We start from the raw sequence: 20,452 nt of genomic DNA, 5'->3' as shown, positions 1-20,452 counted from the left end.
GGGGATTTGATATGCGTCTAGATAAGTTTTTAAAAGTATCACGTTTAATTAAAAGAAGAACATTAGCGAAAGAAGTAGCTGATCAAGGAAGAATATCTATTAATGGTCAAGTGGCAAAAGCGAGTTCTGATGTGAAAGTAGCTGATGAATTAACAATTCGTTTTGGTCAAAAAATAGTGACTGTGAAAATAAATGAATTAAAAGAAACAACTAAAAAAGAAGATGCAGCAAATATGTATAGCTTAGTTCGTGAAGAAAAAGTAAAAGCGGAAGAAGGCTTGTTCTAAAATCATTTATCCCCTCATACATTACTATTAGCTAGTAAAAACCTATGGGGGGATTTACGTGAATAATGGTTACTCACCTACGTCTTCTAATCAACAAAATGTTTCTGTAGAGCATGACATTATTATGCGTGGCAGGCGTATAATTGATATTACCGGTGTGAAGCAGGTAGAGAGTTTTGATAGCGAAGAGTTTTTACTAGAGACCGTAATGGGTTTTTTAACAATTCGTGGTCAAAATTTACAAATGAAAAATTTAGATGTGGAAAAAGGTATTGTGTCGATTAAAGGGAAAGTTAATGAGATGCTGTATATTGATGAAAATCAAGGGGAAAAAACTAAAGGTTTCTTTAGTAAGTTGTTTAAATGAGCTTAACAATTCAGTTGTATACAATGCTTTCAATGATTGGAATGGGTGCTTGGATTGGAGCGTCTTTAGATACATATCAACGTTTTTTAAAGCGCCAAGAACGTAAACGTTGGCTTGTATTTATACATGATATATTATTTTGGATTGTCCAAGCATTATCCGTCTTTTATGTATTGCTTCTCGTAAATGAAGCTGAGCTACGTATATATGTGTTTTTGGCATTATTATGTGGTTTTGCGGCATATCAAAGCTTACTGAAGGCACTATACATGAAGCTGTTAAATTTTCTCATCTATATTTTTATGCAAACAACATATTTTTTTGTTCGAATTATACAGCTACTCATGATAAAACCTGTTATTATTATAGCGCAGCTATTTATTGCATTTATATTATTCTTATTTCGTATACTGCTTTCAATTGGACATGTGTTATGGAAAATGGTGATTTGGATATTACTTTTCATATGGAAAGTTTTTTTCTGGCCTGTTCGATTTATTGCTTCGCTCATATGGAAACTTCTCCCTAATCGTGTTAAACTTTTTATAGTGAAACATATAGGGTTCCTGCAATATATAGCAAAATTGAAGGGACATATCTTCCAACTATGGGAGCATATAAAAAAGAAGTTAGGGGGACCTCGGAAATGAGGGAACTGAGACAAAGAACAATCGAAAAACAGAGTCCAAATCCTGTTAAAGAGCATATAATACAAACGGATGAGAACAGGAAGCGACTTTATCGCCGTTTAGCGGTTTTTCTTGTCTTTACTTTTACAATTATTGCGAGTATTAGTGTAACGTTTTATCAACAAAACAGTTCCATTAAAGCAAAAGAAGCAAAAGTTAAGGACATGAAAAAAGAACTGGATTCATTAACGAATAAAGAAAAAAGTCTAAAAGACGAAGTTCAAAAGTTAAATGATGAAGAGTACGTATTAAAGATTGCTAGAAGGGATTATTTCTTCTCTGGTAAAGGGGAGATAATTTTTCCTGTTTCTAAGTAGAGTATGTCTTATTGACACTATATTTTAGGATTATATATAATAAAGTAAAATTTGACTTTTTAACCACTAAGGAGGAGCATTTTTTTTATGTCAATCGAGGTAGGCAGCAAGTTACAGGGTAAAGTAACAGGTATTACAAATTTTGGGGCTTTTGTGGAGCTGCCAGAGGGCTTAACGGGTCTTGTTCATATTAGTGAAGTTGCTGATAACTATGTAAAAGATATTAACGATCACTTAAAAGTGGGCGACCAAGTAGAAGTAAAAGTTATTAATGTTGAAAAAGATGGAAAGATTGGTTTATCTATCAAAAAAGCGAAAGAACGTGAAAAAACAGAAGGAGATCGTCCACGCGGTGAATACCAACGCGGTGGTGATCAACAACGTTCTGGACGTCCACAACGTAATAATCGCTCTTTCAACAGAGATAATCGCGGTGGCGGTAACGACCGAGCTCCGAAAGAAACATTTGAGCAAAAGATGGCACGCTTCTTAAAAGATAGCGAAGATCGTTTAACTTCTTTAAAGCGTAACACAGAGTCTAAACGTGGTGGCCGTGGCGCGCGTCGCGGATAATAAGGACGTTTAGTTTTTAACATATAGAGAGGTACCCAGAGTGATGGCTCAGGGTGCTTTTTTATATGTTAAAAATATTTTTAAAAAACTTTTTGAGATGTGTTGACTTTAATTAGTATCTGATGTAAGATACTAATTGTCCGTTAAATAAGACGACATGGCGGTGTAGCTCAGCTGGCTAGAGCGTACGGTTCATACCCGTGAGGTCGGGGGTTCGATCCCCTCCGCCGCTATATTTAATTTAACGGCCCGTTGGTCAAGTGGTTAAGACACCGCCCTTTCACGGCGGTAACACGGGTTCGAATCCCGTACGGGTCATCTAAAAAGATCATGCAAATTTGCATGATCTTTTTTTGTTAAATAAATTAAGATATACAACACTTCTACAAAATCACCCTATATTTTCTGAATATTTAATTAAAATCTCAAAAATAACTTACATACCGTGTATATCTGTAGAGTTATTTCGAATAAAAAGTCGAACGATTATAAAAGTGAAAACTGTTGTTTTGACAAAAAAACCAACAATCATCTTTTATAATGACAGTAATTAAACTATGCAGGTGGTGTTAAAAATATGCCTAAAGCAGGAAGGAATACTATGAATACAAGTGCATTGGCAATGAATGAGAGTCAGCTTGGAGGAATAAAGTGGACGAGTAAGTTGCGAATGAAATTTGAGCAAGTTTTCTTTAGATGGGGATTTATTATTGTTGTTATTGGTTTTCTTTTGGGACGAGCATATATATTAACAAATATTTTACCGTTTGCACTCCCATTTTTTGCTGCTGTTTATGTTATGAAGCGGGATAAGATGCCGCTAGCATTTTTAGCTCTAATGGGAGGAGCTCTTTCGGTATCGATAGATAATTTGTTTTTTACCTTTGCATCTATCTTTACCTTCTTCATTTATAATATCTTCTTTAGTCGATTTACACGTAAAACTGTTGGACTTGTTCCATTTCAAGTATTTATCTCCGCATTAACCGCACACTTAGTTGTTGTATATTTTGCGCAACAAACTGTCACCATGTACGATTTACTCGTTAGTACCATTGAGGCTGGGCTTAGTTTCGTATTAACTATGATATTTTTACAAAGCGTCCCGCTTTTAGTGGAAAGGAAAGGAAAACAACAGGCATTAGAGACGGAAGAAATTGTTTGTTTGATTATATTACTAGCATCTGTTTTAACGGGTACAACAGATTGGTTTGTATATGATGCTTCTATTCAACATATTTTTACAAGGTATTTAGTGCTAGTATTTGCATTTATTGCGGGTGCTGCCACAGGATCCACAGTAGGGGTTGTAACAGGACTAATATTAAGTTTAGCAAATGTGTCTAGCTTGTCTCAGCTTAGCCTTCTTGCTTTCTCTGGATTGCTTGGTGGATTGTTAAAAGAAGGGAAGCGTTTAGGTGTTAGTTTAGGTTTATTAATTGGGACAAGCTTAATTACATTATATGTGGACAAACAGACAAATATTGTAACAACTTTAATTGAGTCAGGTGTAGCGATTGTTATCTTCTTATTAACACCGAAGCTTGTTTTGGATCGTATTGCTAAATTTATGCCAGGTACACAAGAGCATTCGCAAGATCAACAACAATATTTAAGAAGGATGCGTGATGTTACAGCAAATAAAATCAACCAATTTGCAAATGTATTTGCTGCTTTATCTAATAGCTTTTCTGTATATGGGTATGTAGAGGAAGAAGATAAAGAGACAGAAGCAGATTTGTTTTTGAGTACAATTACTGCGAAAACATGTCAAACATGCTTTAAAAAGGATCAATGCTGGGTAGTGAATTTTGATAAAACGTACGATTATATGAAACAAATAATGAATGAAACGGAAGAAGGAACCCTGCAACATAATCGTAAATTAGTTCGTGAGTGGGACAAGCATTGTGTGAGAGGGAAAAAAGTGACGGATTTAGTAGCGGGTGAATTAGATCACTTCTATGAGGGACAAAAATTACGAAAACAAATGAAGGAAAATCGTAGAATAGTAGCGGAGCAATTATTAGGTGTATCAAAGGTTATGGAGGATTTTGCTAAGGAGATACAACGAGAGCGTGAAAATCATCAAGTGCAGGAAGAACAGATTATGCAAGCATTCCGTGATTTTGGTGTCGAAGTAGAGCATGTTGATATTTATTGTTTAGATAGAGGAAGTATTGATATTGAAATGTTAATTCCAGTTGCATCTAATGAACATGGTGAATGTGAAAAGTTAGTTGCACCGATGCTTTCGGATATCCTTAAAGAAAATATTGTCGTTAAACATGAAGAAAAGTCTTCTTATCCAAATGGCCATAGTTTAATATCATTTGGTTCGGCGAAGACGTATTCTCTTGATACAGGATTGGCTACAGCTGCAAAAGGCGGTGGATTTGTTTCGGGTGACTCTTATGCGATGATGGATTTAAGTGTTGGTAAATATGCACTTGCAATTAGTGATGGTATGGGGAATGGGCAAAGGGCTCATATGGAAAGTAAGGAAACGGTGAAATTATTACAAAAAATACTCCAATCGGGCATTGATGAAGAAATAGCAATTAAGTCTATCAATTCAATTCTTTCTTTGAGAACGACAGAAGAGATGTTTACGACGTTAGATTTAGCTATGGTAGATTTGCGGGATGCGAGTGCAAGGTTTTTAAAGATTGGATCGACGCCGAGTTTTGTTAAACGCGCAAATAATATTTTGAAAATTGAAGCAAGTAATTTGCCGATGGGAATCATTGAAGATGTTGAAGTTGATGTGGTGGGTGAACAATTAAAAACGGGCGATATTCTTATTATGATGAGCGATGGGATTTTTGAAGGAGCACAGCATGTGGAGAATCATGAATTGTGGATGAAACGAAAAATTAAAGAATTGCAAACCGAAGACCCGCAAGAAATTGCTGATATCATTATGGAAGAAGTGATTCGCTCTTGTGATGGTTATATAAATGATGATATGACTATTGTAGTGGCAAAAGTGAAGAAAAATATGCCGAAGTGGGCTACGATTCCGATTGTAGGAATGCAGGCGCAGTAAAATGTAAGTGGAATGTTTATCTATAATTTGATTTTAAAAACCTAGGTGAATACCTAGGTTTTTTTGTGGAAAAAGGTAATGTTATTAATTTTGTGAATATACACGGAGGATGTAAGATAAAAATGTAATTTTTGTATATCTTTTTTTTGCACAATGTTTGTAAAAGTTGTACCATTGTAGACAAGGCAACTAACGTTGCTGTTCTTGTTTAATGAAAGGTGATTACGAAGTTGAAAGATACATTTGTTGAAAAAGTAGATGACTTTGTAAAGCAGCATGATGTATTAAAGAATGATTCAACAATTGTTGTGGGAGTTTCTGGTGGTCCTGACTCGTTAGCGCTTTTATATTATTTATTAGAAAAAAGAGCGGAAAAACAGTTGGAAATTGTAGTAGCTCATGTGGATCATATGTTTAGAGGTGATGAATCTCATGAGGATTTACGGTTTGTGCAGGGCCTTTGTGAAGAACTGGGAATTATTTGTGAAACGATAAGGATTAATGTATCACAATATCAACAGCAATACGGAATGAATGCACAGGTTGCTGCTAGAGAATGCAGATATGCATTTTTGGAAAGAATAATGAAGAAATATGATGCAAGATATGTTGCTCTTGGACATCATGGAGATGATCAAGTCGAGACAATTTTAATGCGTCTTGTAAGAGGGAGTACTCCGAAAGGATATGCAGGAATTGCAGTGAAGCGTCCTTTTCATAATGGGTATTTAATTAGGCCGTTACTTGGGGTAACGAAGGAAGAAATTGTTGATTACTGTAATAAGCTAAATTTAATGCCACGTATAGATCCGAGTAATAAAAAGGAAGTATATACAAGGAATCGATTACGTAAATATGTCCTTCCTCATTTGAAAGAAGAAAATCCACAAGTGCATGAGAAATTCCAAAAATTTAGCGTGCAGATGCAAGAGGATGAGGCTTATTTGCAGGAATTAGCTTTTGAGAAAATGAATAAAGTAATTACAAAAAAAAGTGATAAACAAATTAGCTTATCAATTCCTGCCTTTGAATCCATGTCTATGCCTTTACAAAGAAGAGGGATTCAACTAATATTAAACTATCTTTATGAATATAAGATTCCATCTTCTCTTTCTTCCATACATATTGACAAGGTGATTGAGTTTTTTAAGCGGACACAACCTTCAGGTTCACTTGATTTTCCAGGTGATTTGAAAATTGTTCGTACATACGAGGAGTGTAGCTTTAGATTTAAACAAGAAATTGTTTCTCCTTTTTTACAAGATTTATCAGTACCCGGGACCATTACGCTATTGAACGGGGATGAATTTGTAACAGAGGTGAGCGAAGATATACCAAGTAACATGAATGAAACAGTATTTGTTGCTAAGTATAATGATATATCATATCCACTTCGTATTCGTTCTAGGGAAAATGGAGATCGCATGTCAATACAAGGTATGAATGGCACGAAAAAGATAAAAGCTATTTTTATCGAAGCAAAAGTACCGAAAGAAAAAAGAGAAGAATGGCCGGTCGTTTGTGATGCAAGTGGGACCATTATTTGGGTACCCTTGTTGAAGCGATCTGCATTTGCAATTTCGAAAGAGATGGCAAAGAAGGATAAATATATGATTATTCACTACAAAAGCAAGGAGTCTTCCGGGAGGATAATGAAATGATGAATCAAGATATTGAAAAAGTATTAATTTCTGAAGAGCAAATACAAGAAAAGGTGCGCGAACTAGGTGCAATTGTTGCAGAGGATTATAAAAACACAGTACCTCTTGCAATTGGTGTATTAAAAGGCGCAATGCCATTCATGGCAGATTTATTAAAGAGAACAGATACATATCTTGAAATGGATTTTATGGCTGTATCTAGTTACGGTCACTCTACAGTTTCAACAGGCGAAGTGAAAATTTTAAAAGATCTTGATACTTCTGTAGAAGGTCGCGATATTTTAATCGTCGAAGATATTATTGATAGTGGTCTTACACTAAGCTACTTAGTAGACTTATTCAAATATCGTAAAGCGAAGTCTGTAAAAATTGTTACATTATTAGATAAGCCAACAGGCCGTAAGGTTGATCTGAAAGCGGATTATGTTGGATTTACTGTTCCACATGAATTTGTAGTAGGATATGGATTAGATTATAAAGAGCAGTACCGTAATCTTCCTTATGTAGGCGTATTAAAACCAAGCGTTTACTCAAATTAATTAAATATAGGCTTCACAATTGTATAGGAAAGTTTTTCTATGTTACGATTTACTATAGTGTTTATGCCGTGAGAGGAGGTTAGGAATGAATCGTATCTTCCGTAATACCATCTTTTATTTACTGATATTCTTAGTAGTAATTGGAATCGTGAGCTATTTTAATGGTTCGACACAAAAAACGACATCAGTTAGCTACGACAAATTCATTACTAAACTAGAAAGCGGTGAAGTGCGTAATGTGCAACTTCAACCGAAAAATGGTGTATTTGAGGTAAAAGGACAATTTAATAACTCTAGCCAAGGAGAACAATTTGTTACTTATGCACCAAATACTGAGGAATTACAAAAGAAAATTAATGATAAAGCGAAAGGTGCCGAAGTTAAGTATCAACCAGCAGAAGAAACAAGTGCTTGGGTAACATTCTTTACTTCAATCATTCCATTTGTCATCATCTTCATTTTATTCTTCTTCTTATTAAACCAAGCTCAAGGCGGCGGTAGCCGTGTTATGAACTTCGGGAAAAGTAAGGCGAAGTTATATAATGATGAAAAGAAAAAAGTTCGTTTCAGAGATGTTGCTGGTGCGGATGAAGAGAAACAAGAACTTGTTGAGGTAGTTGAATTCTTGAAAGACCCTCGTAAGTTCTCTGAAGTTGGTGCTCGTATTCCAAAGGGTGTCCTATTAGTTGGACCTCCAGGTACAGGTAAAACTTTATTAGCACGTGCTGTTGCAGGTGAGGCTGGCGTTCCATTCTTCTCTATCAGTGGTTCTGACTTCGTAGAGATGTTTGTCGGTGTCGGTGCATCACGTGTACGTGATTTATTTGAAAATGCAAAGAAAAATGCTCCTTGTATCATTTTCATTGATGAAATTGATGCAGTAGGGCGTCAACGTGGCGCAGGTCTTGGTGGTGGCCATGATGAGCGTGAGCAAACGTTGAACCAATTACTTGTTGAAATGGATGGATTCGGTGCAAACGAAGGTATTATTATCATCGCTGCGACAAACCGTCCTGATATTCTTGATCCAGCATTATTACGTCCAGGTCGTTTTGACCGTCAAATTACAGTAGATCGTCCAGATGTAAATGGCCGTGAAGCTGTACTGAAGGTGCATGCTCGTAATAAACCGCTTGATGAGAATATCAACTTAAGAGCAATTGCAACTCGTACGCCAGGATTCTCTGGTGCTGATCTTGAAAACTTATTAAACGAAGCTGCTTTAGTAGCTGCGCGTCAAGATAAGAAGAAAATTGATATGAGTGACATTGATGAAGCAACGGATCGCGTTATTGCAGGTCCGGCTAAGAAAAGTCGTGTTATCTCTGAAAAAGAACGTAATATCGTTGCTTTCCATGAAGCGGGTCATACTGTAATTGGTGTTGTTCTTGATGAAGCTGATGTCGTTCATAAAGTAACAATTGTCCCTCGTGGTCAAGCTGGTGGATATGCAGTAATGCTTCCGAAAGAAGATCGTTACTTCATGACAAAGCCAGAGTTACTTGATAAAATCACTGGTTTACTTGGTGGTCGAGTAGCTGAGGAGATTGTATTTGGTGAAGTGAGTACAGGTGCTCACAACGACTTCCAACGTGCGACGGGCATTGCGAGACGTATGGTTACAGAATTCGGTATGAGTGATAAGCTTGGACCAATGCAATTTGGTAGTTCGCAAGGTGGTCAAGTGTTCTTAGGAAGAGACTTCCATTCAGAGCAAAACTACAGTGATGCAATTGCACACGATATCGATGTAGAAATGCAAACGATTATGAAAGAATGTTATGCTCGTGCAAAAGACATTCTTACTGAAAATCGTGATAAGCTAGATCTTATTGCAAAAACGTTACTTGAAGTAGAAACGTTAGATGCTGAGCAAATCAATCATTTATGTGATTACGGCAGATTGCCAGAACGTCCAACATCTTCAGATGATGTGAAAGTAAACATCAACATGAAGAAAGACGATGAAGATAAAGAAGATAAGTAAGAAACGAAGGAGTGACTATCGTCACTCCTTTTTTGTTTGTTAAAACCTTTGTTAATTACTATTGAGAACTTAGTGGATAAAGTAATTTAAGTAAAACTAGTATTAAAAATTGAAATAGAGAGCGATCTTTTTGTAAAATGATGAGGATAGGAAAGCTGATTATATAAGTATGTGTGATATGATGTTTTTATAAGTTTTATACATACTGCACAAATATAGATTAAATAAGATAAGTGGTGAGAATATGATTTTTGTATTGGATGTAGGGAACACAAATGCTGTACTAGGTGTGTTTGAAGAGGGGGAACTTCGTCAGCATTGGCGCATGGAAACAGATCGTCATAAGACAGAAGATGAATATGGAATGCTTGTAAAGCAATTGCTTGAGCATGAAGGTCTTTCGTTTGAAGATGTGAAAGGTATTATTGTGTCTTCAGTCGTACCACCAATTATGTTTGCTTTAGAGCGCATGTGTGAAAAATATTTTAAAATTAAACCGCTTGTAGTAGGGCCTGGGATAAAAACAGGGCTAAATATTAAATATGAAAATCCGCGTGAAGTAGGCGCAGACCGAATTGTAAATGCAGTAGCAGGAATCCACTTATATGGAAGTCCGCTTATTATTGTTGATTTTGGTACGGCTACTACATATTGTTATATTAACGAAGAAAAGCATTATATGGGTGGAGTTATTACGCCAGGAATTATGATTTCAGCAGAGGCTTTATATAGCAGAGCAGCAAAACTTCCTCGTATCGAAATTACAAAACCAAGCAGTGTAGTTGGGAAAAATACAGTAAGTGCGATGCAATCGGGTATTCTTTATGGTTATGTTGGACAAGTGGAAGGTATTGTTAAGCGTATGAAAGAAGAAGCTAGACAAGAACCTAAAGTTATTGCAACAGGTGGATTAGCAAAATTAATTTCCGAAGAATCGAATGTAATTGATATTGTAGATCCATTTTTAACGTTAAAAGGTTTGTACATGTTATATGAACGTAATGCAAATTTACAGCATGAGAAAGGTGAATAAATACGTATGAAAGATTATTTAGTAAAAGCGTTAGCGTTTGATGGAGAAGTGCGTGCGTATAGTGTACGTACAACAAATACAGTAAGTGAGGCGCAAAGACGTCATGATACATGGAGAACAGCTTCAGCGGCACTAGGGCGTTCTTTAACTGCGGGTACAATGATGGGCGCAATGTTAAAAGGTGAGCAAAAGTTAACGATTAAGGTAGAAGGTAACGGTCCGATTGGTCCTATCTTAGTAGATGCTCATGCAAATGGAGATGTACGTGGTTATGTAACGAATCCGCATGTTGATTTTGAAGGAACAGAACAAGGGAAGTTACGTGTATATCAAGCGGTAGGTACAGAGGGGTTTGTAACTGTAATTAAAGATATTGGAATGCGTGAGCCGTTTATTGGTCAATCTCCAATCGTTTCAGGAGAATTAGGAGAAGACTTTACGTATTATTTTGCAGTTTCTGAACAAACGCCTTCTTCTGTAGGTGTTGGTGTTCTTGTAAATGGAGATGATAGCATATTAGCGGCAGGTGGATTTATCCTTCAAATTATGCCGGGTGCGCAAGATGAAACGATTTCATTTATTGAAGACCGTTTACAAAAAATTCCCCCTGTATCAACGTTGATTGAACAAGGCCTTTCTCCGGAAGAGCTACTATATGCAGTTCTTGGAGAAGATAAAGTAAAAGTATTAGAAACGATGGATGTTCAATTTAATTGCACATGCTCACGCGAGCGTATTGAGAGTGTATTAATTAGTTTAGGTAAAACAGAGTTAGAGCAAGTTCGTGAAGAAGAGGAAGAGACAGAAGTGCACTGTCATTTCTGTAATGAACGATACAAGTTCTCTAAAGAAGATATTACAAATTTAATCGAGAATTTGTAATAAGGGAATTAAGAGGAGCAATCCTCCAAATGAATTGACAAACAGGGAATTTTCTGACAAAATCTAAATATAGATAAAACCAATAAAAATACTCGGTGTTAGGAGTGACAGGAATGCGAGTGGCACAATCAGTTTCAGAATTAATCGGGAAAACGCCGATCGTCAAGTTGAACCGCATCGTAGAATCAGACAGCGCAGATATATACTTAAAATTAGAATTTATGAATCCGGGGAGTAGCGTTAAAGATCGTATCGCATTAGCTATGATTGAAGATGCTGAAAAAAATGGATTATTAAAAGAAGGCGATACAATCATTGAGCCGACAAGTGGTAACACAGGAATTGGTTTAGCGATGGTAGCGGCTGCTAAAGGATATAATGCAATCTTAGTAATGCCAGAAACAATGAGTATTGAGCGTCGTAATTTATTACGTGCTTACGGTGCGGAATTAGTATTGACTCCAGGGCCTGAAGGAATGGGTGGAGCAATTCGTAAAGCGACTGAATTAGCAAAAGAGCATGGCTACTTTATACCACAACAGTTCAAAAACCAATCGAATCCAGAAATTCACCGTTTAACAACAGGTCCAGAAATTATTGAACAAATGGGCGACCAATTAGATGCGTTTATTGCAGGTATTGGTACAGGTGGAACGATTACTGGTGCGGGTGAAGTACTGAAGGAAGCGTATAAAGATATTAAAATTTATGCAGTAGAACCTGCAGATTCACCAGTATTATCTGGTGGGAAACCAGGTCCCCATAAAATCCAAGGAATTGGGGCGGGATTTATTCCGGAGACGTTGGATGTAGAAGTATATGATGAAATTATTCAAGTGAAAACAGAGCAAGCATTTGAATATGCGAGAAGAGTGGCTAAAGAGGAAGGTATTTTAGTTGGTATCTCTTCAGGTGCAGTTATTTATGCAGCAACAGAAGTTGCGAAAAAGTTAGGTAAAGGGAAAAAGGTACTTGTTATTATCCCGAGTAACGGTGAACGTTATTTAAGTACACCACTTTATCAATTTGAATCATAATTAAACGCGATTGAAAAAGCATCCTTGAAAAAGGGTGCTTTTTCTTTTGGGATTGGAAATAGGAAAAGAGTGAATGACTAGAAAACTTCATGTAAAATAAGAGGTAGTATAATTAAATTATTTTCACTAACCTTCGAGTATAATCAATCTCTATATAAATAACTTATGTAGTTTGAGCTGGTTAATCTAAGAGGGTGGGATAAAAGAAGACGGGGTGTTGATATGCAACGAAGAAAATCTTTAGCGCTTTCTATTCCATATCAGTTAGATTTCTTTAAGCAATATAAATTTCTTTCTCAGGGTAAATCGCAACATATTTTGTTAGAAAGCGGCCGTGGCGGTCGTTATAACATTGTAGGGCTGAACCCAGTAGCGGTAATCCGAGGGAAGGATGAAACGTTACATATAAGTGAAAGTGGTAAGGAAACAATAAAACGAGGGAATCCGTTAGATTTAATGCAAGAATATATGGAACAATGGAAGACGGACTATAACCCAGAGTATCCGCCTTTTCAAGGTGGTGCAATTGGCTATTTCAGTTATGACTGTATCCGTTATATTGAAAAGCTACCTTCTCTTGCGGAAGATGATATTAATATACCTGACATCTTCTTTTTATTATTTGATGACGTATTTGTCTATGATCAAAAAGAAAAAGTGTTATGGGTTATTACGCATTATGTAGATAAATATGAAGAGGCAAAAGAACGGCTAAATGAGTGGAAGAGTCTTTGGATGACAGAAGCGCCTGAAGTGACCGTGCCCTTTGAAAGTCCTGAAAAGAAAAGTGAAGCAGTTGCTTTTACTGAAGCCAGCTTTATGAAGGCAGTTGAATGTATTCAAGAATATATTGGGGCGGGTGATGTGTTCCAAGTAAACTTGTCGACGAGACAAGAAAGAACGTTACAGACACACCCACTAGAAATTTATACAAGTCTTCGTGAAATTAATCCATCTCCATATATGGGTTACCTGGAGCTTGGGGATTTTCAAATTGTTAGTGGATCGCCAGAGTTGTTAATTAAGAAACAAGGAACTGAAGTAAGTACAAGACCAATTGCTGGAACGAGATCTAGAGGCGCGGATGAGCAAGAGGATGAAGAATTAGCAAGAGAATTAATTGAGAACGAAAAAGAAAGAGCAGAGCATGTAATGCTTGTGGATTTAGAAAGAAATGATTTAGGACGTGTTTGTAAATATGGCACTGTAGAAGTAGATGAATTTATGGTGATTGAGAAATACTCACATGTTATGCATATTGTTTCTAATGTACGTGGTGAGGTGGAAGAAGATAAAGATGCTTTTGATTTAGTGAAGGCTGTATTCCCTGGGGGAACAATTACTGGTGCCCCGAAAATACGTACGATGGAAATTATTGAGGAATTAGAACCTGTTCGGAGAGGGATTTATACAGGTTCAATCGGTTGGATTGGTTATTCTGGAGATACAGAATTGAATATTGTAATTAGAACACTTCTTGCTAAAGATGGAAAAGCTCATGTGCAAGCAGGGGCGGGAATTGTAATTGATTCAAATCCAGAAAATGAATATAAAGAGTCGTTAAAAAAGGCGATTGCTTTATGGCGTGCAAAAGAACGTAGCGAAGAAACGGTTAGGTGAGAGAAATGATATTAATGATTGATAATTATGATTCTTTTACATTTAATTTAGTGCAGTTTCTTGGAGAACTTGGACAAGAGCTCGTTGTTAAACGTAACGATGAAGTGACCATTTCAGATATTGAGAATATGAAACCAGATTTTCTAATGATTTCTCCAGGTCCATGTAGTCCTAATGAAGCGGGGATTAGTATGGAAGTTATTAAATACTTTGCTGGAAAGATTCCGATTTTTGGAGTTTGTCTTGGGCATCAATCCATTGCACAAGTGTTTGGTGGAGAGGTTGTCCGTGCAGAACGATTAATGCATGGGAAAACGTCGCTTATGCATCATGATGGAAAGACGATTTTTTCGGATATTCCTAATCCGTTTACTGCGACGCGCTATCATTCCCTTATTGTTAAGAAAGAGACGTTACCCGATTGCTTAGAGGTAACATCTTGGACAGAGGAAGGAGAAATTATGGCACTTCGTCATAAGACATTGCCGATAGAGGGTGTGCAATTCCATCCGGAATCTATTATGACTTCTCATGGGAAAGAGTTGTTACAGAATTTCATTCGTAAATACAGTCCAAGTGCAACATTATGTTAATTTACGTAAATGGTCAGTATGTAGAAGCAAGTGAAGCGAAAATTTCTCCTTATGATCATGGTTATTTATATGGTCTTGGAGTTTTTGAAACGTTTCGTATTTATAATGGTCATCCTTTCTTATTGGATGATCATTATGACCGTTTAATAGAAGCGCTGGATACATTGCAAATTAAATGGACAATGACAAAAAATGACGTGATGCTTATTTTAAAAAATTTACTCGCTAAGAATGAATTGGAGCATGCATATGTACGTTTTAATGTATCAGCGGGTATAGATGAAATAGGATTACAAACGGAAATGTATGAAGAGCCTTCGGTTATTGTTTTTATAAAACCTTTAACAGCTCCAGGAGATGTAGTGGAAAAAGAAGGTGTTATTCTAAAACAAGTGCGAAATACACCGGAAGGAACATTTCGCCTGAAGTCTCATCATTATTTAAATAATATTTTAGGGAAGCGTGAAATTGGAAATGTTGTGAGTAAGGAAGGTATTTTTCTTACTGAAGCAGGTTATGTTGCAGAGGGTATTGTTTCCAATCTATTTTTTGTGAAAGGTGATGTTTTATATACACCTTCGTTAGAGACAGGGATTTTAAATGGTATCACTCGTGCGTTTATTATAAAGAGTGCTGAAGAATTAAATATAGAAGTAAAGGAAGGTTTCTTTACAAAAGATGAGCTACTTTCAGCGGATGAAGTCTTCGTAACAAACTCCATTCAAGAAATTGTTCCGCTTTATCGTATAGAAGCGCAGGATTTCCCGGGTAAAGTAGGAGTGGTTACAAAAAGTTTAATGTACCTTTATGGAATGCAAAGAGAGAAATTATGGAGCAGAAATGAATTACGAAGAGGAGATGTGTAGTTTGAAGTGGGATTATGATTTACGCTGCGGCGAATATACATTGAATTTAAATGAAAAGACATTAATTATGGGGATTTTAAATGTAACACCAGATTCGTTTTCTGATGGTGGGAGTTACAACGAGGTAGATGCTGCGGTACGTCACGCAAAAAAAATGCAAGGTGAAGGTGCTCATATTATTGATATTGGTGGCGAATCTACTCGCCCAGGTTTTGCTAAAGTATCAGTAGAAGAAGAAATAAAGCGAGTTGTCCCGATGATTCAAGCAGTTTCAAAAGAAGTAAAGTTGCCTATATCTATCGATACATATAAAGCTGAAGTTGCAAAGCAAGCAATTGAGGCTGGTGCTCATATTATTAATGATATTTGGGGAGCGAAGGCGGAGCCGAAAATTGCTGAAGTCGCAGCTCATTACGATGTACCTATCATTTTAATGCATAACCGCGATAACATGAATTATCGTAATTTAATGGCGGATATGATTGCTGATTTGTATGACAGTATTAAAATTGCTAAAAATGCTGGTGTGCGAGATGAGAATATTATTTTAGATCCAGGTATCGGTTTTGCTAAAACACCTGAGCAGAACTTAGAGGCGATGCGTAATTTAGAACAGTTAAATGTGCTAGGTTATCCGGTTCTCTTAGGTACTTCGAGAAAGTCCTTTATTGGGCACGTATTAGATTTGCCAGTAGAGGAACGCCTTGAGGGAACGGGAGCTACTGTTTGTCTTGGTATTGAAAAGGGCTGTGAGTTTGTTCGTGTCCATGATGTGAAAGAAATGGCGCGTATGGCTAAAATGATGGATGCGATGATTGGTAAGGAGGTAAGGTAATTGGATAAAATTTATATCCATGATATGGAGTTTTATGGTTATCATGGCGTGTTCCCAGAGGAGAATAAATTAGGTCAGAGATTTAAAGTTGACTTAACGGTGGAGTTGGATTTAAAGCGTGCAGGGGAAAGTGATGACTTAGAGCATTCGGTCAATTATGGAGAGCTTTTCGAATTATGTAGAAAAGTTGTTGAGGATAGAAAGTATAAGCTTGTGGAGAGTATCGCTGAAAATATTGCTGCAGATATATTAAAACAATATGAAAGTATTTCGCGCTGTACAATTAAGGTAATTAAGCCGGATCCACCGATACCGGGTCATTATCGTGCTGTAGCAGTAGAAATTACGAGAGAACGTCCATGAACAATATAGCTTACATTGCATTAGGGTCAAATATTGGAGAGCGTTATACGTATCTAACCGAAGCGATTCAGTTTTTAAATAAAAATCCTTATATTCAGGTTGATGATATTTCATCTGTATATGAAACTGAGCCAGTTGGCTATACTGACCAAAGTTGCTTTTTAAATTTAGTTATAAAAATTTCTACCAATTTATCACCACAAGAATTATTGAAAGTAACACAAAAAGTAGAAAATGACCTAGGAAGAAAAAGGGAAATTAGGTGGGGGCCGAGGACTATCGACCTTGACATTTTACTTTATAATCAAGAGAATATTGAAGCAGAGAATCTTATTGTTCCGCATCCGCGGATGTTTGAAAGAGCTTTTGTTATCGTTCCGTTGTTAGAAATTAATCAAGACATAAAACAAAACATTTCATGTTCACAAGTAGAAGAAATGAAAAGGCGAGAGGGAGTAACGGTATGGAAGCAGAAAAATGGGGAAGACGCATTCGTGCTTTTCGAAAGCTAAAAGGTTACACACAAGAAGGTTTTGCTAAAGCACTAGGGGTATCTGTATCTGTTTTAGGTGAGGTTGAGAGAGGGAATAGATCGCCTTCTCAAGATTTTGTAGTAGAAGTTGCTAAGGCATTAAATGTTTCGATAGAGGAATTAATGCCAAAGTGATTGTACAGGAAGGAGTAGATTGATTGTTAAAGATTGCAAATATCGAGATGAAAAATCCGGTTGTACTAGCACCGATGGCGGGAGTGTGTAACTCTGCATTCCGTTTAACAGTAAAAGAATTTGGTGCCGGCTTAGTTTGTGCTGAAATGGTAAGTGATAAGGCAATATTACTTAATAATAAAAGAACATTAGATATGTTATATATCGACGAGAGAGAAAAGCCATTAAGTTTACAAATTTTTGGTGGAGAGAAAGAAACTCTTGTAGATGCTGCGAAATATGTAGATAAATATACGACAGCAGACATAATTGATATTAATATGGGTTGTCCAGTGCCGAAAATCGTTAAATGTGATGCGGGGGCAAGGTGGCTTTTAGACCCGAATAAAATATATGAAATGGTAGCAGCGGTTGTAGATGCTGTTGAAAAGCCGGTTACAGTTAAAATGCGTATCGGTTGGGATGAAGAACATATTTTCGCAATAGAAAATGCTAGGGCTGTTGAGCGTGCTGGTGGCCAAGCTGTGGCGGTTCACGGACGTACACGAGTGCAAATGTATGAAGGAAAAGCGGATTGGGATATTATTAAACAAGTAAAACAAGCTGTAAATATCCCGGTTATCGGAAATGGTGATGTCGCAACGCCGCAAGATGCAAAGCGTATGCTTGATGAAATTGGTGTAGATGGTGTTATGATTGGTCGTGCTGCTCTTGGAGATCCGTGGATGATTTATCGTACGGTAAAGTATTTGGAGACAGGTGAATTAATGCCGGAACCAACAGTGCGCGAGAAAATTGATGTATGTATGTTGCATCTAGATCGTCTTATCAACTTAAAGAATGAAAGTGTCGCTGTAAGAGAGATGAGAAAACATGCAGCTTGGTATTTAAAAGGTGTTCGTGGTAATGCGAGTGTACGTAATGGTATTAATGCTTGTAACACACGGGAAGACCTTGCGAATGTGTTAGGTACATTTGTAGAAGAAGTGGAAGCGAAACAACAAACAATTTACGTTGGTTAATAATGGACATAGGAGATTGACATTCTTCTATACACTTCCTATAATTACGTGAAAGAAAGAAGAGCTGCCAGTTAGTTGCTGGCAGTTTTTCTAGTTGAGTAGAAAATGCTATACTGTATATATTGTAAAATTAAATAGAGCTGGAGTGATATCAATATCATGGATAACATGAACCACGAAGAATTAAACGACCAATTGATTGTTCGTCGTGAAAAGCTACATAATTTACGTGAACAAGGAATTGACCCGTTCGGTAAAAGATTTGAACGCACAAATTCAACAACTGACTTAGTGAGTCTATATGGAGAGTTCTCTAAAGAGGAATTAGAGGAGAAGGAAATCGCTGTTTCTATCGCTGGTCGTATTATGACAAAACGCGGAAAAGGGAAAGCTGGATTTGCACATGTTCAAGATTTACATGGACAAGTTCAAATTTATGTTCGTAAAGATGCTGTTGGAGATGACGAGTACGAATTATTTAAAACAGCAGATTTAGGTGATTTAGTAGGTATTGAAGGTAAAGTGTTCAAAACAAACGTTGGAGAACTTTCAGTAAAAGCAACAGGCTTTACGCTATTAACGAAATCTCTTCGTCCATTACCAGATAAATACCATGGATTAAAAGATGTTGAACAACGCTACCGTCAACGTTACTTAGACTTAATTACAAGTATGGAAAGTCGTGAAACGTTCGTTACTCGTAGTAAAATCATTCGTGAGATGAGAAGATACCTAGATGACAACGGTTATCTTGAAGTGGAAACACCTATGATGCATGCAATTGCAGGTGGAGCTTCTGCGCGTCCTTTCACTACACACCATAATGCGTTAGATATGGAATTATATATGCGTATCGCAATTGAACTACATTTAAAGCGTCTTATTGTGGGTGGTTTAGAAAAAGTATATGAGATCGGCCGTGTATTCCGTAATGAGGGTGTATCAACTCGTCATAACCCTGAGTTTACGATGATTGAATTATATGAAGCATACGCTGATTATAAAGATATTATGAAGTTAACAGAAGATATGGTTGCTCATATCGCGAAAAAAGTACTGGGTACAACAACAATCCAGTATGGTGATTATGAAATTAATCTAGAACCAGAATGGACACGTCTTCATATGGTAGATGCGATTAAGCAATACTCTGGAGCTGATTTCTGGAATCCGATGAGTGTAGAAGAAGCGCGTGAACTTGCAAAAGAACATAATGTAGAAATTAAAGATACAATGGAAGTTGGTCATATTATAAATGAATTCTTCGAACAAAAAGTAGAAGATAAATTAATCCAACCAACATTTATTTACGGTCATCCGGTAGAAATCTCGCCGCTTGCGAAAAAGAATGATGAAGATCCAAGATTTACAGATCGTTTCGAATTATTTATCGTTGCGCGTGAACATGCAAATGCATTCACTGAGTTAAATGATCCAATCGATCAAAAAGAACGTTTTGAAGCGCAATTAAAAGAGCGCGAACAAGGTAATGACGAAGCTCACATGATGGATGACGATTATATTGAAGCTCTTGAGTACGGTATGCCTCCTACGGGTGGATTAGGAATCGGTATTGATCGTCTAGTTATGTTATTAACAAATGCACCATCTATTCGTGATGTATTATTATTCCCTGCTATGCGCCATAAACAAGACTAAGCTTTGGAGATTTCTCCAAAGCTTTTTTTATTTGAGCATGAGTTGCGTGGGTATAGTAAATCTTGATAGTGCGAGAAATTATATTTATATAGAAGAAATGTGCTGTTTTTATACTTTTTTACTAAGTTAAAAATTTTATTAGAAAAACTATTGCATTTTAATAATCAAACTGGTATATTTATATTCGTTGCCACGAAAGGTAACAAACAAAACAAACGAAAAACAACTTATTGAAAAAAGTTGTTGACAAAAATGTAACGAAATGTTATATTGATAAAGTCGCTTCTGAGCGACAAAGTAGTTCTTTGAAAACTGAACGAAACAAACAACGTGAAACGTCAATTTTTATTTTAGATGCTAGACAAACTAACTTTATTGGAGAGTTTGATCCTGGCTCAGGATGAAC

At 36.6% G+C, this 20,452-nt stretch carries 21 protein-coding genes and 2 tRNA genes; all 23 read left to right on the top strand.

Going from position 1 to position 20,452, the window contains the following annotated elements:
• Nucleotides 1–11 precede the first annotated feature (11 nt).
• The 23 genes from ACTFRY_RS29075 to lysS all read left to right on the top strand — a co-directional run bounded on the left by ACTFRY_RS29075 (nucleotide 12) and on the right by lysS (nucleotide 20,046).
• A complete protein-coding gene (locus ACTFRY_RS29075) occupies nucleotides 12–287 on the top strand; it encodes an RNA-binding S4 domain-containing protein (RefSeq protein WP_001234876.1) in 276 nt (91 codons plus the stop codon).
• 58 nt (nucleotides 288–345) lie between these two features.
• Nucleotides 346–654 carry a sporulation protein YabP gene (yabP, locus tag ACTFRY_RS29070; RefSeq protein WP_001059104.1) on the top strand — a complete coding sequence of 103 codons (309 nt, stop codon included), beginning with the start codon at nucleotides 346–348 and terminating at the stop codon, nucleotides 652–654.
• Nucleotides 651–1,304, top strand: a complete 654-nt coding sequence (yabQ, locus tag ACTFRY_RS29065) for a spore cortex biosynthesis protein YabQ (protein ID WP_000059777.1) — start codon at nucleotides 651–653, stop codon at nucleotides 1,302–1,304. The genes yabP and yabQ overlap by 4 nt, the downstream gene beginning before the upstream one ends.
• Nucleotides 1,301–1,660, top strand: coding sequence for a cell division protein DivIC (gene divIC, locus ACTFRY_RS29060; protein WP_001208739.1), 360 nt, complete (start codon nucleotides 1,301–1,303; stop codon nucleotides 1,658–1,660). Before yabQ ends, divIC begins: the two co-directional genes overlap by 4 nt.
• An 87-nt stretch (nucleotides 1,661–1,747) precedes the next feature.
• Nucleotides 1,748–2,233 (top strand): S1 domain-containing RNA-binding protein, encoded by a 486-nt coding sequence (locus ACTFRY_RS29055; protein ID WP_000021451.1) that lies wholly within the window; start codon nucleotides 1,748–1,750, stop codon nucleotides 2,231–2,233.
• A 159-nt stretch (nucleotides 2,234–2,392) separates the two neighbouring features.
• A tRNA-Met gene (locus ACTFRY_RS29050) sits at nucleotides 2,393–2,466 on the top strand.
• A 13-nt stretch (nucleotides 2,467–2,479) separates the two neighbouring features.
• A tRNA-Glu gene (locus ACTFRY_RS29045) sits at nucleotides 2,480–2,551 on the top strand.
• Nucleotides 2,552–2,810: 259 nt separating this feature from the next.
• Nucleotides 2,811–5,282 carry a stage II sporulation protein E gene (spoIIE, locus tag ACTFRY_RS29040; RefSeq protein WP_001123552.1) on the top strand — a complete coding sequence of 824 codons (2,472 nt, stop codon included), beginning with the start codon at nucleotides 2,811–2,813 and terminating at the stop codon, nucleotides 5,280–5,282.
• Nucleotides 5,283–5,512: 230 nt separating this feature from the next.
• A complete protein-coding gene (gene tilS, locus ACTFRY_RS29035; protein ID WP_000655458.1) occupies nucleotides 5,513–6,943 on the top strand; it encodes a tRNA lysidine(34) synthetase TilS in 1,431 nt (476 codons plus the stop codon).
• Nucleotides 6,940–7,482 carry a hypoxanthine phosphoribosyltransferase gene (gene hpt / locus ACTFRY_RS29030; RefSeq protein ID WP_000981844.1) on the top strand — a complete coding sequence of 181 codons (543 nt, stop codon included), beginning with the start codon at nucleotides 6,940–6,942 and terminating at the stop codon, nucleotides 7,480–7,482. Before tilS ends, hpt begins: the two co-directional genes overlap by 4 nt.
• Nucleotides 7,483–7,567: 85 nt before the next feature.
• A complete protein-coding gene (ftsH, locus tag ACTFRY_RS29025; protein ID WP_001079672.1) occupies nucleotides 7,568–9,469 on the top strand; it encodes an ATP-dependent zinc metalloprotease FtsH in 1,902 nt (633 codons plus the stop codon).
• 244 nt (nucleotides 9,470–9,713) lie between these two features.
• Entirely contained in the window at nucleotides 9,714–10,502 is a 789-nt protein-coding gene (locus ACTFRY_RS29020) for a type III pantothenate kinase (RefSeq protein WP_000578368.1), read from the top strand.
• Between the two features lie 6 nt (nucleotides 10,503–10,508).
• On the top strand, nucleotides 10,509–11,384 hold the full coding sequence (gene hslO / locus ACTFRY_RS29015; RefSeq protein ID WP_000656372.1) for a redox-regulated molecular chaperone HslO: 876 nt from the start codon (nucleotides 10,509–10,511) through the stop codon (nucleotides 11,382–11,384).
• A 113-nt stretch (nucleotides 11,385–11,497) separates the two neighbouring features.
• A complete protein-coding gene (gene cysK, locus ACTFRY_RS29010; protein WP_001261718.1) occupies nucleotides 11,498–12,421 on the top strand; it encodes a cysteine synthase A in 924 nt (307 codons plus the stop codon).
• A 222-nt stretch (nucleotides 12,422–12,643) separates the two neighbouring features.
• Nucleotides 12,644–14,041: an aminodeoxychorismate synthase component I gene (pabB, locus tag ACTFRY_RS29005; RefSeq protein ID WP_098617279.1), complete on the top strand. Its 1,398-nt coding sequence runs from the start codon at nucleotides 12,644–12,646 to the stop codon at nucleotides 14,039–14,041.
• A 5-nt stretch (nucleotides 14,042–14,046) separates the two neighbouring features.
• Nucleotides 14,047–14,634 carry an aminodeoxychorismate/anthranilate synthase component II gene (gene pabA / locus ACTFRY_RS29000; RefSeq protein ID WP_000602297.1) on the top strand — a complete coding sequence of 196 codons (588 nt, stop codon included), beginning with the start codon at nucleotides 14,047–14,049 and terminating at the stop codon, nucleotides 14,632–14,634.
• On the top strand, nucleotides 14,628–15,500 hold the full coding sequence (gene pabC / locus ACTFRY_RS28995) for an aminodeoxychorismate lyase (RefSeq protein WP_000909876.1): 873 nt from the start codon (nucleotides 14,628–14,630) through the stop codon (nucleotides 15,498–15,500). Before pabA ends, pabC begins: the two co-directional genes overlap by 7 nt.
• Nucleotides 15,475–16,335: a dihydropteroate synthase gene (folP, locus tag ACTFRY_RS28990; protein WP_033682753.1), complete on the top strand. Its 861-nt coding sequence runs from the start codon at nucleotides 15,475–15,477 to the stop codon at nucleotides 16,333–16,335. The genes pabC and folP overlap by 26 nt, the downstream gene beginning before the upstream one ends.
• Nucleotides 16,336–16,698, top strand: a complete 363-nt coding sequence (gene folB, locus ACTFRY_RS28985) for a dihydroneopterin aldolase (protein ID WP_000358062.1) — start codon at nucleotides 16,336–16,338, stop codon at nucleotides 16,696–16,698.
• The gene (gene folK, locus ACTFRY_RS28980) at nucleotides 16,695–17,210 is read left to right on the top strand and encodes a 2-amino-4-hydroxy-6-hydroxymethyldihydropteridine diphosphokinase (protein ID WP_001059447.1); all 516 of its coding nucleotides are present in this window, start codon (nucleotides 16,695–16,697) and stop codon (nucleotides 17,208–17,210) included. The genes folB and folK overlap by 4 nt, the downstream gene beginning before the upstream one ends.
• A complete protein-coding gene (locus ACTFRY_RS28975) occupies nucleotides 17,162–17,365 on the top strand; it encodes a helix-turn-helix domain-containing protein (protein ID WP_000387024.1) in 204 nt (67 codons plus the stop codon). The genes folK and ACTFRY_RS28975 overlap by 49 nt, the downstream gene beginning before the upstream one ends.
• Before the next feature lie 23 nt (nucleotides 17,366–17,388).
• Complete coding sequence (dusB, locus tag ACTFRY_RS28970; RefSeq protein WP_000912248.1) at nucleotides 17,389–18,387, top strand: tRNA dihydrouridine synthase DusB; 999 nt, start codon at nucleotides 17,389–17,391, stop codon at nucleotides 18,385–18,387.
• Nucleotides 18,388–18,546: 159 nt separating this feature from the next.
• On the top strand, nucleotides 18,547–20,046 hold the full coding sequence (gene lysS, locus ACTFRY_RS28965) for a lysine--tRNA ligase (protein ID WP_000369668.1): 1,500 nt from the start codon (nucleotides 18,547–18,549) through the stop codon (nucleotides 20,044–20,046).
• Nucleotides 20,047–20,452: the final 406 nt, after the last annotated feature.

The sequence above is a fragment of the Bacillus cereus group sp. MYBK195-1 genome, from assembly GCF_051916605.1.
In the GTDB taxonomy this organism is placed as follows: domain Bacteria; phylum Bacillota; class Bacilli; order Bacillales; family Bacillaceae_G; genus Bacillus_A; species Bacillus_A cereus.
Note: the sequence above shows the minus strand (reverse complement) of the source record. Positions and strands in the feature narration are given on the sequence as shown.